The sequence below is a fragment of the Pseudomonas poae genome, from assembly GCA_028869255.1.
Lineage (GTDB): Bacteria > Pseudomonadota > Gammaproteobacteria > Pseudomonadales > Pseudomonadaceae > Aquipseudomonas > Aquipseudomonas poae_C.
The window spans coordinates 2115218-2130879 of record CP110972.1 but is presented as its reverse complement, the minus strand read 5'-3'; the positions used below and the strand labels follow the sequence as shown (position 1 = coordinate 2130879).

General features: G+C 61.5%; 12 protein-coding genes. 9 read left to right on the top strand and 3 right to left on the bottom strand.

Annotation, left to right across the window (positions count from 1 at the left end; genetic code table 11):
* The first annotated feature begins 34 nt into the window (after positions 1 to 34).
* Together LRS56_09840 and LRS56_09835 are read left to right on the top strand one after the other, a co-directional pair.
* Positions 35 to 1102 (top strand): phosphotransferase family protein, encoded by a 1068-nt coding sequence (locus tag LRS56_09840; protein ID WDU64735.1) that lies wholly within the window; start codon positions 35 to 37, stop codon positions 1100 to 1102.
* A 13-nt stretch (positions 1103 to 1115) separates the two neighbouring features.
* A complete protein-coding gene (locus LRS56_09835; GenBank protein ID WDU64734.1) occupies positions 1116 to 1883 on the top strand; it encodes an SDR family oxidoreductase in 768 nt (255 codons plus the stop codon).
* A 131-nt stretch (positions 1884 to 2014) separates the two neighbouring features.
* On the opposite strand, the gene LRS56_09830 is transcribed toward LRS56_09835, so the two are convergent.
* Positions 2015 to 2458, bottom strand: a complete 444-nt coding sequence (locus LRS56_09830) for a carboxymuconolactone decarboxylase family protein (protein ID WDU64733.1) — start codon at positions 2456 to 2458, stop codon at positions 2015 to 2017.
* 155 nt (positions 2459 to 2613) lie between these two features.
* Between LRS56_09830 and LRS56_09825 the strand changes: the two genes are divergently transcribed.
* Positions 2614 to 4047 carry a PLP-dependent aminotransferase family protein gene (locus LRS56_09825; protein ID WDU64732.1) on the top strand — a complete coding sequence of 478 codons (1434 nt, stop codon included), beginning with the start codon at positions 2614 to 2616 and terminating at the stop codon, positions 4045 to 4047.
* A gap of 84 nt (positions 4048 to 4131) precedes the next feature.
* Positions 4132 to 4533: a cupin domain-containing protein gene (locus tag LRS56_09820; protein WDU64731.1), complete on the top strand. Its 402-nt coding sequence runs from the start codon at positions 4132 to 4134 to the stop codon at positions 4531 to 4533.
* Between the two features lie 135 nt (positions 4534 to 4668).
* Here LRS56_09820 and LRS56_09815 read toward each other — a convergent pair whose 3' ends face one another.
* Positions 4669 to 5298, bottom strand: a complete 630-nt coding sequence (locus tag LRS56_09815) for a DNA-3-methyladenine glycosylase I (protein WDU64730.1) — start codon at positions 5296 to 5298, stop codon at positions 4669 to 4671.
* 217 nt (positions 5299 to 5515) lie between these two features.
* Here LRS56_09815 and LRS56_09810 point away from each other — a divergent pair, with 217 nt between their 5' ends.
* From LRS56_09810 to LRS56_09800, 3 genes are all read left to right on the top strand, one after another.
* Entirely contained in the window at positions 5516 to 6841 is a 1326-nt protein-coding gene (locus tag LRS56_09810; GenBank protein WDU65717.1) for a C4-dicarboxylate transporter DctA, read from the top strand.
* 169 nt (positions 6842 to 7010) lie between these two features.
* Positions 7011 to 7712: a FadR/GntR family transcriptional regulator gene (locus tag LRS56_09805; protein ID WDU64729.1), complete on the top strand. Its 702-nt coding sequence runs from the start codon at positions 7011 to 7013 to the stop codon at positions 7710 to 7712.
* 16 nt (positions 7713 to 7728) lie between these two features.
* Entirely contained in the window at positions 7729 to 8415 is a 687-nt protein-coding gene (locus tag LRS56_09800; protein ID WDU64728.1) for a GntR family transcriptional regulator, read from the top strand.
* Positions 8416 to 8612: 197 nt separating this feature from the next.
* Here LRS56_09800 and LRS56_09795 read toward each other — a convergent pair whose 3' ends face one another.
* Complete coding sequence (locus LRS56_09795) at positions 8613 to 13481, bottom strand: NAD-glutamate dehydrogenase (GenBank protein WDU64727.1); 4869 nt, start codon at positions 13479 to 13481, stop codon at positions 8613 to 8615.
* A gap of 491 nt (positions 13482 to 13972) precedes the next feature.
* Between LRS56_09795 and LRS56_09790 the strand changes: the two genes are divergently transcribed.
* Positions 13973 to 14326 carry a hypothetical protein gene (locus tag LRS56_09790; GenBank protein WDU64726.1) on the top strand — a complete coding sequence of 118 codons (354 nt, stop codon included), beginning with the start codon at positions 13973 to 13975 and terminating at the stop codon, positions 14324 to 14326.
* A gap of 375 nt (positions 14327 to 14701) precedes the next feature.
* Positions 14702 to 15661, top strand: a complete 960-nt coding sequence (locus LRS56_09785) for a MoxR family ATPase (GenBank protein ID WDU64725.1) — start codon at positions 14702 to 14704, stop codon at positions 15659 to 15661.
* Position 15662: the final 1 nt, after the last annotated feature.

Below are 15662 nucleotides of genomic sequence, written 5' to 3'. Positions count from 1 at the left end.
TCCAAGGCCTTTAGAATAAGCAGAAGGGATAAGCATGGCGCTGAACGACCAATCGACCCAGATTCGCCCAGGCGAAGAACTTGATGCCGGCCTGATCGATCCCTACCTCAAGGCCCACATCCCGGGCCTGAGCGGCACGCCCACGATCAGCCAGTTCCCCGGCGGCGCGTCGAACCTGACCTACCTGTTGGAATACCCCGGCCAGGAGTTCGTGCTGCGCCGCCCGCCTTTTGGCCACAAGGCCAAGTCCGCCCACGACATGGGCCGCGAATACCGCATTCTCAACCAGCTTAAAGATGGCTTCCCGTATTGCCCCAAAGCCTACGTGCATTGCACCGACGAGTCGGTGATCGGCGCCGAGTTCTATGTGATGGAGCGCGTCAACGGCATCATCCTGCGCTCCGACCTGCCCGCCGAACTGGGCCTGGACGCGAGCAAGACCGAGGCGCTGTGCAAAAGCTTTATCGACAAGTTCGTCGAGCTGCACCAGGTGGACTACAGCGCCTGCGGCCTGGCCGACCTGGGCAAGCCCGAAGGCTACGTGCAACGGCAGATTCGAGGTTGGAGCGACCGCTATGAAAAGGCCCTGACCCCCGATGCCCCGAGTTGGGAAAAGGTACGCAACTGGCTCAACGACAAGATGCCGGCCGACCACCCGACCTCAAGCATCGTGCACAACGATTACCGTTTCGATAACGTGATCCTCGACCCGCACAACCCGATGCAAATTATCGGCGTGCTCGACTGGGAACTGACCACCCTCGGCGACCCGCTGATGGATTTGGGCAACAGCCTCGCCTACTGGATCGAAGCCGGCGACCCGGCACCGGTGCAACTGATGCGCCGCCAGCCGAGCAATGCCCCGGGCATGCTCACCCGTCGCGAGTTCGTCGATTACTACGCCGAGCGCGCCGGCATCCGCATCGACAATTTCGACTTCTACTACACCTACGGCCTGTTCCGCCTGGCCGGCATCGTGCAGCAGATCTACTACCGCTTCTTCCATGGCCAGACCCAGGACAAACGCTTTGCGCAGTTCATCCAGATGAACAAGCTGCTGGAGCAGATGAGCCTGAATGTCATCGGCAAATCCGCACTCTGATTAAGGAACCGCTATGTCCAAGACCAACCTGTTTGACCTCGACGGCAAGATCGCATTCGTTTCCGGCGCCAGCCGCGGTATCGGCGAGGCTATTGCCAAGTTGCTGGCCCAGCAAGGCGCCCATGTGATCGTCTCCAGCCGTAAGCTTGAAGGCTGTCAGCACGTGGCCGACGCGATCATCGCCGACGGCGGCAAGGCCACGGCCATTGCCTGCCATATTGGTGAAATGGAGCAGATTACCCAGGTGTTCGCCGGTATTCGCGAGCAGTTCGGCCGCCTGGATATCCTGGTGAATAACGCTGCGACCAACCCACAATTCTGCAACGTGCTGGACACCGACCTCGGGGCTTTCCAGAAGACCGTTGACGTGAACATTCGCGGTTACTTCTTCATGTCGGTGGAAGCCGGCAAGCTGATGCGCGAAAACGGCGGCGGCAGCATCATCAACGTGGCCTCGATCAACGGCATTTCGCCCGGTGTATTCCAGGGTATCTACTCGGTAACCAAAGCCGCCGTGATCAACATGACCAAGGTGTTCGCCAAGGAATGCGCCGAGTTCGGCATTCGCTGCAACGCCCTGTTGCCGGGCCTGACCGACACCAAATTTGCCTCGGCCCTGGTCAAAAACGACGCGATCCTGAAAATGGCCCTGGCACAGATCCCGCTCAAGCGCGTGGCCGACCCCAGCGAGATGGCCGGCGCGGTGCTGTACCTGGCCAGCGATGCATCGAGCTACACCACCGGTGTGTCGCTGAATGTGGATGGCGGCTTCCTGTCCTGATCGTTCAGGCTCCGCCGAACCCAATGTGGGAGCGGGCTTGCCCGCGAAAGCGGTGGGTCAGCCAACACATTGGGTGCCTGACACTCCGTATTCGCGGGCAAGCCCGCTCCCACCTTTGAGCGGCGGCGTACTCAGGCATTCGGCGGCTGTTGCCGAAAGCTCACCGCCAGGCGGTTCCAGCCACTGATGCTGGACACCGCCATGGTCAGGTCCACCAGTTCCTGCTCGCTGAATTCCAAGCGCACCGCCGCGAACAAATCATCCGAAACGCTGGAGGTCGGCAGCGTCGCCACCGACTCGCTCCAGGCCAATGCCGCCTTCTCCCGCGCTGTAAAAAACGGCGAATCACGCCATACGCACAGGGCAAACAGTCGCCGTTCGGTCTCGCCACGCTGGCGGGCCGCCATCGAATGCATATCGGTGCAAAACCCGCAGTGGTTAAGTTGCGAGACGCGGATCTTGATCAACTCCAGCAACGGTTGCTCGATGGACAGGCCAAAGGTCGTCGCCTCCAGCATCAGCATGCCCTTGAGCGCTTGCGGCGAGGCGGTGTAGTAATCCAGGCGGGGTTCCATGAGGTGGTTCTCAAGCAGCGAAGGCAGTCACGAACTAGCCTAGAGCCCTTCTGGCATAAGCCCTATAGCCAATCAGGCGGTTTACGCACAGACCATTTTGAGCGCGCCCCATGAGCGAGTAGTCTTGGCGCAGAGTGAATGCATCTGGGTAAAACATGGAACTGCACATCGTGATCCACGGCCGCAAGGATCTGGCCGAACAGCTGTACCAGCAGTTACGTGAAGCCATCGGCTCCGGGCGCCTGGCTGCCGGCGCGCAACTGCCGCCCAGCCGTTTGCTGGCCGAACAATTGGGCGTGTCGCGCAAGACCGTGTCCGACACCTACGCCACCCTGACCTACGAAGGCTTGCTGATCGGCAAGACCGGCCGTGGCACCTTCGTCAACGCGCACGCCCCGCAGACCGAACACCTTCAAACCGCCACCGACCTGGCCTGCGCCGCCAACCTGGCGAAGTGGGCGGCACTGCCCTCCCCCATGCGCCACCCCACCCGCGACAGCACCTTGCGCTACGAATTTATCGGCGGTGCTACCAGCCGCCACCAGTTCCCCCAGGATGAATGGCGGCGCTGCACCCAGGACGCGCTGCGCCGCATTGCCCAGAACAGCGGTTTCTACAGCCAGCCCGAAGGCTTGCCCGCACTGCGCAGTGCCATCGCCGGGCATATCGCGTTTTCGCGCGGCGTCAAATGCCGCGACAGCGACGTGGTGGTCACCAATGGCGCGCAGCAGGCCCTGGACCTGATCGCCCGTGTGGTGCTCGAACCGGGCAGCATCGTCGCCATGGAGGACCCGGGCTATAGCCCCGCACGCCAGTTGTTCCAGGCCATGGGCGCCAGCGTTGCCAGTGTGCCGGTGGACGCGCAGGGCATCCAGGTCGAGCTGATCCCGGCGGGCACGCGGCTGATCTATGTCACGCCGTCCCACCAGTTCCCGCTCGGCATGCCCATGAGCCTGCCACGCCGTGAAGCCTTGCTGGCGCGTGCGTTCGAGCTGGGCGCGATCATTATCGAGGACGACTACGACAGCGAGTTCCGCTACGAAGGCCGGCCCACCGACTCGCTGCAAAGCATGGACAGCCGGGGGGTGGTGACCTACGTCGGAACCTTCTCGAAAACCCTGCTGCCGGAGCTGCGCCTGGGCTACGCGGTACTGCCGCCGGCGATTTACGGCGCAGTGCTCAAGGCCAAGCAACTGACCGACCAGCACAGCTCCACCCTGGCGCAATGGGCGCTGGCCAAGTTCATCAGCGAAGGCTACCTGCTCAAGCATATTCGCCGCTGCCACACGGTGTACGCCGGGCGCCGCGAGCGCATCCTGCAGCGCCTGGCGGGGGATTTGTCGCCCTGGTTCGAAGCGGTGCCGACCGTGGCCGGCTTTCACATGGCCGCGCTGTGTAAGGTACCGGTGAATATTCCGCTGCTGATCCAGCTGGCGCGCCAGGTGGAGGTGGGCTTGTACCCCCTCGCGGTGTTCTTCCACGACGCACCGGTGCGCGATGGCTTGATCATCGGCTTTGGCGCTATCGAGACCCTGGACATCGACCCGGCGCTGGATAAAGTGCGCGATATTCTGCAGCAGATTGGCTGAGCGGTTTTCCGCAGGATTGGTCATTGGTGGGGCCCAGCCCTGAGCGTAGGGTGAAGAGGTCTCGAATTACTCGGAAACCCCACCATGAAACGCCTGCTCGCCACCAGCCTGATGCTCGTCTCCCTCGGCGCCTTTGCCCATGAACCGGTGTACAACCAGGAATCGATCAAGGTCCTGCAAGAACACGCCCTGGCCAATGTGCCCGGCAAAAAAACCATCATGCTCACCGTGAGCTACGCCCCTGGCCAGGCCACCGTGCCGCATAGCCACACCGGCACCGCCGTGGCCTACGTGCTAGAAGGGGCGATCACCTCGCGGGTGAATGATGAGAAGGCGGTGACTTACAAGGTCGGTGAGTCGTTCTATGAGCCGGCCGGTTCGCGGCACTTTGAATCGAGCAATGCCAGCCAGACCAAACCCGCCAAGCTGCTGGTGGTGATGGTGCTGGATGACAAAGCTGACGTGCTGACGCCCCTGCCACAATAATCCGCCACACCAAAATCCCCTGTGGGAGCCGGGCTTGCCCGCGATGGCGGAGTATCAGGAACAGAAGTTTTAGCAGCCCCACCGCTATCGCAGGCAAGCCAGCTCCCACAATTCCAAGCGGGTGCAGTCAGTGACTCAGGGGCGTTTGAACTGGCGGCGCAGGTGCTCGATCCGTGGCCGGCAGGCGCAGCCTTCAAGGTGGTCATTGACCATCCCCATCGCCTGCATCAGCGCGTACATCGTGGTCGGGCCCACATAGGTCCAGCCGCGTTTTTTCAAGGCTTTGGACAAGCGCACCGAAGCCGCCGACGTCGGGTTGCCGCTCCAGTAAGCCATATCCACTACGCCCGGGCGCTCCTCCGCGCCAGGTTCAAACGCCCACATCCAGCGCGCCAGCGACCCGGTTTCGTCCACCAGCTCACACGCCCGGCGTGCGTTATTGATGGTTGAGACGATCTTCGCCCGATTGCGCACGATGCCCGGGTCCTGCATCAAGCGTTCGATATCCGCCTCGGCGTACTGCGCCACCCGGCGAAAATCAAAGCCCTCGAACGCCAGCCGAAACTGCTCGCGTTTACGCAGGATGGTGATCCACGCCATGCCCGCCTGAAAGCCTTCCAGGCAGATCTTCTCGAACAGCTGGATGTCATCCGCCACCGGCACGCCCCACTCGTGGTCGTGATAATGCAGGTACTGCGGCGCGGCCGTGCGCCAGGTGCAGTAGGTTTGCCCGGTTTCATCGGTGGTCAGTCCTGGTTTATCCATCCATCACCTCATGTGCCGAGCGGCGGATGATAAGCGAAAAATTTTCCAACCCGCCAACCGCTCAAGCATCACCCTTGCCGACCAACTGGTCAGACCGGGACCCGTCAACCGACGAATAATGACTTGTTATTTCAAAAAAACCCGGCGTAGACTGGCCGCGCACTGGACTTACCGGTAAGACCACAACAATTAAGCCCTGGAACCACCAGGGCACCGAATAGAGATCCCTCCCATGCTCAGATGGTGCTCGCGTTCGATTTTCCTGCAAGTCGTGATTGGCCTGATGCTCGGCATCGCCTGCGGCCTGGCCCTTCCCGAATTCTCCTCGCAACTCAAACCCCTGGGTGACGGCTTTATCAAGCTGATCAAGATGCTGATCGGCCTGATCGTGTTCTGCGTGGTGGTCAGCGGTATTTCCGGCGCCGGCGACTTGAAAAAGGTCGGGCGCATCGGCCTCAAGTCGGTGATCTACTTTGAAGTGCTCACCACCATCGCCCTGGTGATCGGCCTGATCATGGCCTTCAGCACCGGCATCGGCCAAGGCGCCAATATCCACCTGGAGCAGCTCTCCTCCGCCGGCCTGAACGAACTGGCCGACAAGGGCCAGCACATCAAGGGCACCAGCCAGTTCCTGATGGACCTGATACCCAACTCGGTGATCGGCGCCTTCGCCGACAACAACGTGCTGCAAGTGCTGCTGTTCTCGGTGCTGTTCGGCAGCGCGCTGAACCTGGTGGGCGAAGCCGCTTCGGGCATCTCGCGCTTGATCAACGAACTGAGCCACATCATTTTCCGCATCATGGGCATGATCGTGCGCCTGGCGCCGATCGGCGTGTTCGGCGCCATCGCCTTCACCACCAGCACCTATGGCCTGGATTCCCTGCAACACCTGGGCAGCCTGGTCGGCCTGTTCTACCTGACCTGCTTCGCCTTTGTCGCACTGATCCTCGGGCTGGTGATGCGCCTGTCGGGCTTGCGCATGTTGCCGCTGCTCAAGTACCTGCGTGAAGAGTTGCTGATCGTGATGGGCACCGCCTCCTCCGACGCCGTGCTGCCGCAAATCATGCGCAAGCTCGAGCACTTGGGGATCGGCAGCTCCACCGTGGGCCTGGTGATTCCAACCGGGTATTCGTTCAACCTCGACGGGTTCTCGATCTACCTGACCCTGGCCATCGTGTTTATCGCCAACGCCACTGGCACACCGCTGTCAATGACAGATTTGCTGACCATCCTGCTGGTGTCGCTGATCACCTCCAAGGGCGCCCATGGGATTCCCGGTTCCGCGTTGGTGATTCTGGCGGCCACCCTTACTGCGATCCCGGCGATTCCGGTGGTCGGCCTGGTGCTGGTGCTGGCGGTGGACTGGTTCATGGGCATCGGGCGTGCATTGACCAACCTGATCGGCAACTGCGTCGCCACCGTGGCCATTGCCCGCTGGGAAAAAGACATCGATATCCAGCGTGCAAACAAGGTGCTTGATGGCCAGCAAGGTTATGCCTTCCAGACCAAGAAACCGGTGTTACCGGCGCATCAGGAGTTCTAACCCATTCATGAGCGACACAGATCAAATGTGGGAGCGGGCTTGCTCGCGAATGCGGTCTTTCAATAACAGATGTGTTGACTGATACACAGCATTCGCGAGCAAGCCCGCTCCCACATTTTGAACATCGCCCATTTGGCTAGCGTATTTGCAACATCAAGGAGACGTAGACGTGATCAGCACCTCAACCGTCGTCAATTCAGTCGTAGAAAAACTTCGCGCCGCCCTGGCGCGGGGCCAGTGGCGGCGCGGCGAAATGCTCCCCGGCCAACGCGAACTGGCCGAACAGATGGGCATCAGCCGCCCCAGCCTGCGCGAAGCCGTGATCGTGTTGGAAACCCTCGGCCTGGTGCGCTCCATGCCGGGCAAAGGCGTGGTGGTACTGGAAACCAGCGTCAGCGACACCCCATCCAGCGACGCGGTGGCCGATGCCAGCCTCGAAGATATCCTGCAACTGCGCTACACCCTCGAACCGTTTATTGTCGGCCTGGTGGCCCAGTCCATCAGCAGCAAGGAAGTCGGCCAACTGCGCCTGACCCTGATGGACATGCGCGAAGCCCTCGACGCCGGGGATGCCGAAGCGGGCATGAATGCCTACATCGGCTTCCACGAAGAATTGTTCGCCCTCACCTCCAACCCGATTTTCCAGAACGTGGTGCAGCAAACCAGCAACGCGCTCAAGCAAAGCGCCCAGGTGCTGCGTAATTCGCCCGAGCACCTGGCGGAACGCCTGCAGGAAAACGAAGCCGTGGTGCGCGCCATCCGCAATAAAAACAGTGCGGTGGCCAGCGCCGAAATGCGTCGGCACATCCTTCAGGAAGGTCTGCGCATGGGCATTCGCTTGAACATCCCGGACGACCACCTGGGTAGCTGATTTTTGGAGACCGGCCATGAACGCCCACGCCCTGCAACGCGAATCCATACTCCCTGCCCTGCGCCTGGTGGCGGGCAAAAAGCCCTCGGTGGATGACATCTACCCACGGCTGTTCGACGCCATCCTCGAACAACGCATCGCCCCTTCCAGCCGCTTTACCGAAGAAGGCCTGGGCGAAACCTTTGGCGTGAGCCGCAGCGTGATCCGTCGGGTGCTGGCCAAGCTGTCCCATCAGCAAGTGGTGATTCTGCGCCCCAACCAGCGAGCCCAAGTTGCCGCGCCGGATGCCCAGCAGACGCGGCAAATCCTCGAAGCGCGGCGCATGACCGAAGTCACCGTGGTGCAGCTGGCCTGCGCCCAGGCCACCGCCGCGCAAGTACGCCAGTTGCGCGAGCTGATTGCCCGGGAACGTGAGTGCATCGAGCGCGACCACCGTGGGCCGGCGATTCGGCTTTCCGGGGAGTTTCATCTGCAACTGGCGGCGATCGCGGGTAACGCGCCATTGGCGCAGTTCCTCAATAGCCTGGTGCCGTTGACCTCGCTGATCATTGCCCAATATGAAGCGCAAGCCTGCACGTATTGCGCGTGGCAGGAGCATGTGGCGATTGTGGATGCGATTGAACAGCGCGACTCAACCGCCGCAGTGGCCCTGATGACCCAACACCTGGATCACCTGGAAAGCAAGTTACTCAAGCATCACTGATCCCAAGCAAATGGAGACCAACAGTGTGGGAGCGGGCTTGCTCGCGAATGCGCTGGTTCAGGGAGTACATAATTGACTGATACACCGCATTCGCGAGCAAGCCCGCTCCCACATTTGTCCCCCATTGCTGGATAAATAGTATTCCAACAAAAAGCCCCCGCATCTCACGATACGGGGGCTTTTGTTTTACCGAGGGATCACGCCGGTTGCAGCACCGACTGACCACTCAACGCCAGGTCCAGCAACTCACGGTTGGCCACCGCGTACATGGCGTAGTCCGTGCCGACTGCGGCACGAATTTCCACCATCATGGCGCGCCAGCGATCAGCCATGTCCTGGTGCTGCTCAAGCCACAGGGCCACGCGGGCTTCCATGTCGTGTGGCGCGTCGGCCATTTGCAGTACCGAAATGGTGATCGCCCGTTGCTGCCAGTCCACGTCGTCGCGGAAGGCTTCGCGGGCCTGGGCCTGCCAGTTGTTGCCCACCGGCAGATCGCTGATCTGCTGCAGGTACCACGGCAAGTCCAGGGCGCTGCCGACGGCGAAGTAGGCCTTGGCCACTTCGGCGGCATCATGCCCGGTGACGTCGGCGGCTTCGATGATCGGCAGCAAGGTGTACAGGTGAGTCGTACCTGCAACCATGCGCGCCAACAGCTCAGGTACACCGGCTTCGGTGTACGCCTGGTAGCGGGTCTGCCAGCCTTCGCGGGTCGGACCTTCCAGCAGTTCGTCGAGTTTGAGGCCCAACGCCGCCAGGTGCGGACCGAAGTGCGCGGTATCACGCCCGGCGTCCTGCTCGTTGCGACGGCTGCGCAGGAACCAGCGCGTAGCGCGGCGGCCCAGGCGCATCAGCTCATCCATCAGCTCCAGTTGCACGTCGGCGGAAACCTGGTGGTCCAGGGCTTCGATCTGACGGAACCAGTGCGGGAGGTGGAAGATGTCGCGCACGATCACATAAGCGCCCGCCACATTCGCCGGGCTCATGCCGGTCGACTCTTTGAGCCGCTGCACGAAGGTGATGCCCATGTGGTTGACCAGGTCGTTGGCGATCTGGGTGCTGACGATCTCGCGCTTCAGGCGATGGCGACGCATCGCTTCACCGAACTTGGCGACCAGGCTCGGTGGGAACGCGGTCTCCATGTCACGGGTCAGGTAGTCGTCATCCGGCACCAGCGACTTGAGCAAGGCTTCCTTGAGGTCGATCTTGCTGTAGGAGATCAACACCGACAGCTCCGGACGGGTCAGGCCCTTGCCGGTGGAAGCGCGCTCGGTGAGCTGCTCCTCGGTCGGCAGGTACTCGATGGCACGGTCCAGCTTGCCACGGCCTTCCAGGTCGCTCATCAGGCGCTTGTACTCGGCAGCACGCTCGTAGGCACGGCGCGCAGCCAGGGACAGGGCCTGGGTCTGCTTGTAGTTGTTGCCCAACACCAGGCTGCCGACTTCGTCGGTCATGCTCGCCAGCAACTGGTTGCGCTGCTTGTCGGTCATGTCACCGGCCTGCACCACTTCGTTGAGCAGGATCTTGATGTTCACTTCGTGGTCGGAGCAGTCCACGCCACCGGCGTTGTCGATGAAGTCGGTGTTGGAGCCGCCGCCATTGAGGCCGAACTCCACACGACCCAGCTGGGTCATGCCGAGGTTACCGCCCTCGCCCACTACCTTGCAGCGCAGCTCATTGCCGTTGACGCGCAGTGCGTCGTTGGCCTTGTCGCCCACATCGGCGTGGCTTTCGGTGCTGGCCTTGACGTAAGTACCGATGCCGCCGTTCCACAACAGGTCCACCGGTGCCTTGAGCAAGGCGTTCAGCAGCTCGGTCGGGGTCAGCTTGTCGGCTGAAATGTCGAAGCGTTCTTTCATCTGTGGCGAGATCGCAATGCTCTTCGCGCTGCGCGAGAAGATACCGCCGCCTTCGGACATGATGCTGGTGTCGTAGTCGGTCCAGGCCGAGCGCGGCAGGTCGAACAGGCGCTGACGTTCAGCGAAGCTGTTGGCCGGGGTCGGGTTAGGGTCGATAAAGATGTGCAGGTGGTTGAAGGCCGCGACCAGTTGCAGCTTGTCGGACATCAGCAAGCCGTTACCGAACACGTCACCGGCCATATCGCCGACACCGACCACGGTGATGCTGTCTTCCTGCACATTGATGCCGCGCTCACGGAAGTGGCGCTGCACACCGACCCACGCGCCCTTGGCGGTGATGCCCATTTTCTTGTGGTCGTAACCGGCGGAACCACCGGAGGCAAACGCATCGCCCAGCCAGAAGCCGTAGTCGATGGCAATGCCGTTGGCGATGTCGGAGAAGGTCGCAGTGCCCTTGTCCGCCGCCACTACCAGGTAGGGGTCATCGTCGTCATGGCGCACGACGTTGGCCGGTGGCACCAGGGCGCCGTCTTTCAGGTTGTCGGTGATGTCCAACAGGCCGGAAATGAAGATGCGGTAGCAGGCGATGCCCTCGGCCGCGATCTCGTCCCGGGTGCCGCCCAATGGCAGGCGACGCGGCAGGAAGCCGCCCTTGGCGCCCACCGGCACGATCACCGAGTTCTTCACTTGCTGGGCTTTTACCAGGCCGAGCACTTCGGTACGGAAGTCTTCTTCACGGTCGGACCAGCGCAGGCCACCGCGTGCCACGTTGCCAAAGCGCAGGTGCACGCCTTCGACACGCGGCGAGTAGACGAAGATTTCGAACTTCGGCACCGGCTTAGGCAGCTCAGGGATCGCATGCGGATTGAACTTGAAGCTGAAGTACGACTTGTTCTGGCCGTTGGCGTCGGTCTGGTAGAAGTTGGTACGCAAGGTGGCCTTGATCAGGTCCAGGTAGCGACGCAGGATGCGGTCTTCATTGAGCACCTGAACATCGTCCAGAGCGGTCAGAATCGCTTGTTCCAGGCGTTGCTGCTTGTCTTCCAGGTCATCGGCGGTGAGCTTGCGCGCCAGGTAGAAGCGGGTCTTGAACAACCGGGTCAACTCGCGGGCGATGTCGGTGTGGTTGTTCAGGGTGCTGGCGATATAACCCAGGTCGAAGCCCAGGCGGATCTGCTTCAGGTAGCGGGCGTAAGCACGCAGCAGCGCCACGTCGCGCCATGGCAGGCCGGCGGTGAGTACCAGGCGGTTGAACGCATCATTTTCGGCGTCGCCGTGCACGATGTGCACGAACGCGTCTTGCAGGGTGTCGTTGAGCTGCTGGATATCCAGGTTCACGCCTTCGGCGGCGATAAACGCAAAATCATGGATCCAGAACTCACGGCCATTGGCGTGACGCAGGCGGTACGGGAATTCGCCCAGCACGCGCAGGCCGAGGTTTTCCAGGATCGGCAGTACGTCGGACAGCGCCAGCGGGGTATCGGCGTGGTACAGCTTGCAATGCAGCTCGCGTTGGCCGGAAACCTGGCCCAGCGGCTGGTAGAAGCTCATCACCAGCGGGTTGGCTTCGGTCAGGCTGAGCAGGTGCTGCATGTCGACCACGGCCGAATGCGCGGCGAAACGCTCGCGGTAACCGGCCGGGAAGCCTTTCGGGAAGTCGGCCAGCACATTGGTGCCGTGGGCTTCGCCGAAGCTTTCGACCACCAGGCTTGAGTAGTCGTCCTGCCAACTGCGGCACGCCTGCACCACTTCTTTTTCGAGTTGCAGCGGGTCGATGTCCAGGCGGTTCTTGGGGTCTACCCGCAGAATCAGCTGCACACGCGCCAGCACGGACTCAGAGAAGAAGGTCCAGAACTCGCAGTCCGAGGCTTTCAGGCGATCCATCAGCACTTGCTGGATCTTCTGGCGCACTTCGGTGGAATAGATGTCACGCGGCACATAGGCCAGGCAGTAGCAAAAACGACCGTACGGGTCTTTGCGCAGGAACACGCGGATCTTGTTGCGTTCCTGGATCTGCACAATCGACATCACGGTGCTGAACAGCTCGTCGACCGGGGTCTGAAACAGATCGTCACGTGGCAGCACTTCCACCACTTGAGCCAGCTCTTTGCCCAAATGCGCCTTGGGCTGGAAGCCCGAGCGGCGTTCGATTTCCGCCACCTTGCGACGGATATACGGGATCACCCGCACGCTTTCGCCATACACCGAGGAGGTGTACAGGCCCATGAAACGGTGTTCCTTGATGACCTTGCCGTCGGCGCTGATCTCACGGATCGACACATAGTCCGGATACGCCGGGCGGTGCACGCGGCTTGGGTGCGCAGCCTTGGCGAACGACAGCACGGTCGGCTCGCGCAGGTAGGCCACGGCGTAGTCTTCGATGCGCAGGTCTTCAGCGGTGAGGCCGGCACGCAGCAGTTTGGTCAGGCCGAGGAAGGAGCTGGTGTCATATTCGATATGCCCGCCGTCCGCCTCGTCACGTACCACGAACTCTTCGTAGCCGAGGAACGTGAAGTGGTTGCCCACCAGCCATTCCAGGAAGTTCTTGATCTCGGCTTTTTCTTCGCCGTCGATGCTGAACGGGCTGGCGTCGATACCGGCCAGCAGGTCCTGGACCTTGGCTTTCATCGGCTCGAAATCGGCCACGGCCACGCGCACTTCGCCCAGTACCTGCTCAAGCTCTTTGCTCAGCACGTTGAGTTCGGCGGCATTGGCGCAGCGGTCGATTTCCAGGTACATCAGCGATTCTTGCTGGATGCCTTCGCCCTGGGTGCCTTTGGCCAGGATTTCCAGCAACTCGCCTTTTGGGCCGCGACGCACGCTGAGCACGGTGGTTTGCAGGGTGTGAATGCTGTAGCCACGGCGGTTCAGCTCGGTACGTACCGAGTCCACCAGAAATGGCAGGTCATGGTGCAGGACTTCGACCGCAGTGTGGGTCGACTGCCAGCCATGACGTTCGTAATCGGGGTTGTAGACCCGCACTTGCGGTTGGGTGTGATCAAAGCGCTCAAGCAGGCGCCAGGCAGACAAGGTGCAACCGGCCAGGTCGGAAAGGCGACGCTGGGTCAGTTCGTCCAGGGAAATAATGCCGAAGAATTGCTCAGCGAACAGCGCCACTTGTGGCAGTGCCTGTTCACTGATGTGCTGCGCCAGTGCCGCTTGCAGTTGATGCTGGAAGTCGGCCTTGCTGGCTGCGGTGAAGAACGCCATCTGTGGTACTCCGCTTGGGCTTGTTATTGATGGAAGCGTCGCGTGTTATCCCCTTGCGGGGAGACCGTCAGCTCTGTTCGCAGGTAGTGACAATAAGCACCATAAACGAATCAGGGTGACAGGTGGGTGAAGCTGGACAAGACAATGAGGTCACATACAACTTCCATAAGATGCACACCACGCCGGGTGACGGTACGACGGGCAGGTCAGACGCCAGGCCGGTGCACATCCGTTGCGCAGCTTAACGAGTGTAGGAAGACAGCTGCTTGCGACGCTGCGACATATTCGGTCATCGGTAAGCAGGCGCGGGGTTGCGATGGGCGCAACCCGGATTTTCCGGCAGAAAAACCGGCTATTCTCAGGCCCACGAGTACCAGAAATGACCGATTCGGCCCGTCAGGTCATGCATTGGGTCTGACACAGAATGCAGCACAAAATTCGCCGCAATGGCACAATTGCCCTGCTGCGCCCTACTCCAGACAGGATTTCCCATGCTGCAACTTAAAACCGACGCACTGATGGCCACCCCGTGCGACGAAGAAGAAGACAACATGGCCATGCTCTGCTGCCACGGCAAAAACGGCGAGATGTTCATGCTCAGCCGTTACCCGGATGAAGATGAGGTGGAGCTGACCTGGGACTACGAGCCGTCGACCCTGGACGGGCTCAAGGTCACCTTGAGCGACACCACCCTGCTGATTGAACTGGCGGCCGGCGATGCCGATGCGCTGGGCGGCAAGGACCAGTTGCAGATCACCCACGCCACCGCCGCGCCGGACCTGGCTGAGCTGGAAGAAACCCTGCAGAACATCCTCAAAGGCACCGGTACTTTTACCCGCACCTAACGGCCGAACTCCGCTTTTTGGCGCTCGGGGCCCCTGTGGCACTCGGGCCTCCCTCGTGGCGAGCGGGCTTGCCCGCGTTGGGCTGCGAAGCGGCCCCAAAGGCCACCGCGTTTTTTCAGGTAAAACTCGGTTGTTCGTATCAGGGCTGCTTCGCAACCCAACGCGGGCAAGCCCGCTCGCCACTAGGGCCGCTCGCCACCAAGTGCGCTCGCCACAGGAAGCAATTTGCGCAATCCGCACAAAATTCCTACAAGTTTTGCTAAAAATACCCCGCGCGCCGTTAGTCGCCACACCCCGCGATGCATTAAAGTAAGCGCCCCAGGCCCGGCGTTTTTTTCTTGACGCCCGGGCTCATCTCTCCAGGAACCGTCATCGATGGAACATCGTGAAGCGCTGCTTGCGCTGCGAACCTTTCTTTCTACGCAGATTCTCGGCCAGGAAAAACTCATCGATCGCCTGCTGATCGCCTTGCTTGCCGACGGCCATATGCTGGTGGAAGGCGCGCCGGGCCTGGCCAAGACCAAGGCCATCAAAGAGCTGGCCGAGGGCATCGAAGCGCAGTTCCATCGTATCCAGTTCACCCCCGACCTGTTGCCCGCCGACATCACTGGCACCGAGATCTATCGCCCGGAAACCGGCAGCTTCGTGTTCCAGCAAGGGCCGATCTTCCACAACTTGGTGCTGGCAGACGAAATCAACCGTGCCCCGGCCAAGGTCCAGTCCGCGCTGCTGGAGGCCATGGCCGAGCGCCAGGTCAGCGTCGGGCGCAGCACCTACGACCTGTCGCCGCTGTTTCTGGTAATGGCCACGCAAAACCCCATCGAGCAGGAAGGCACCTACCCGCTGCCCGAAGCCCAGCTCGACCGCTTCCTGATGCACGTGAAAATCGGCTTCCCGGACGCTGCCGTCGAACGACGCATCCTGCAACAGGCGCGTGGCGAAGCGCTCAACGGTGAAACCAAGCCTGAGCGCCGCGTCAGCCAGCAGGCAATTTTTGCTGCGCGTAAGGAGATCCTCGGCCTGTACATGGCCGACGCGGTGGAGGAATACCTGGTGCAATTGGTGATGGCCACGCGCACCCCGGCCAAGTTCGACCCGGAAATGGCCGAGTGGATCGCCTACGGCGCCAGCCCGCGTGGCTCCATCGCCCTCGACCGCTGCGCCCGCGCCCACGCCTGGCTGGCCGGTCGCGACTTCGTGAGCCCGGAAGACATCCAGGCCGTGCTGTTTGACGTGCTGCGCCATCGCATCATTCTGTCGTTTGAGGCCGAAGCGGCCGGCATTGACCAGGACCGCGTGGTGCAACGCATTCTCGACGTCGTTGCCGTCGCTTGAA

Coding starts and splice junctions, on each gene's coding strand:
- LRS56_09840 (WDU64735.1), top strand. CDS start 35: ATGGCGCTGAACGACCAATCGACCCAGATTCGCCCAGGCGAAGAACTT.
- LRS56_09835 (WDU64734.1), top strand. CDS start 1,116: ATGTCCAAGACCAACCTGTTTGACCTCGACGGCAAGATCGCATTCGTT.
- LRS56_09830 (WDU64733.1), bottom strand. CDS start 2,458: ATGGAACCCCGCCTGGATTACTACACCGCCTCGCCGCAAGCGCTCAAG.
- LRS56_09825 (WDU64732.1), top strand. CDS start 2,614: ATGGAACTGCACATCGTGATCCACGGCCGCAAGGATCTGGCCGAACAG.
- LRS56_09820 (WDU64731.1), top strand. CDS start 4,132: ATGAAACGCCTGCTCGCCACCAGCCTGATGCTCGTCTCCCTCGGCGCC.
- LRS56_09815 (WDU64730.1), bottom strand. CDS start 5,298: ATGGATAAACCAGGACTGACCACCGATGAAACCGGGCAAACCTACTGC.
- LRS56_09800 (WDU64728.1), top strand. CDS start 7,729: ATGAACGCCCACGCCCTGCAACGCGAATCCATACTCCCTGCCCTGCGC.
- LRS56_09795 (WDU64727.1), bottom strand. CDS start 13,481: ATGGCGTTCTTCACCGCAGCCAGCAAGGCCGACTTCCAGCATCAACTG.
- LRS56_09790 (WDU64726.1), top strand. CDS start 13,973: ATGCTGCAACTTAAAACCGACGCACTGATGGCCACCCCGTGCGACGAA.
- LRS56_09785 (WDU64725.1), top strand. CDS start 14,702: ATGGAACATCGTGAAGCGCTGCTTGCGCTGCGAACCTTTCTTTCTACG.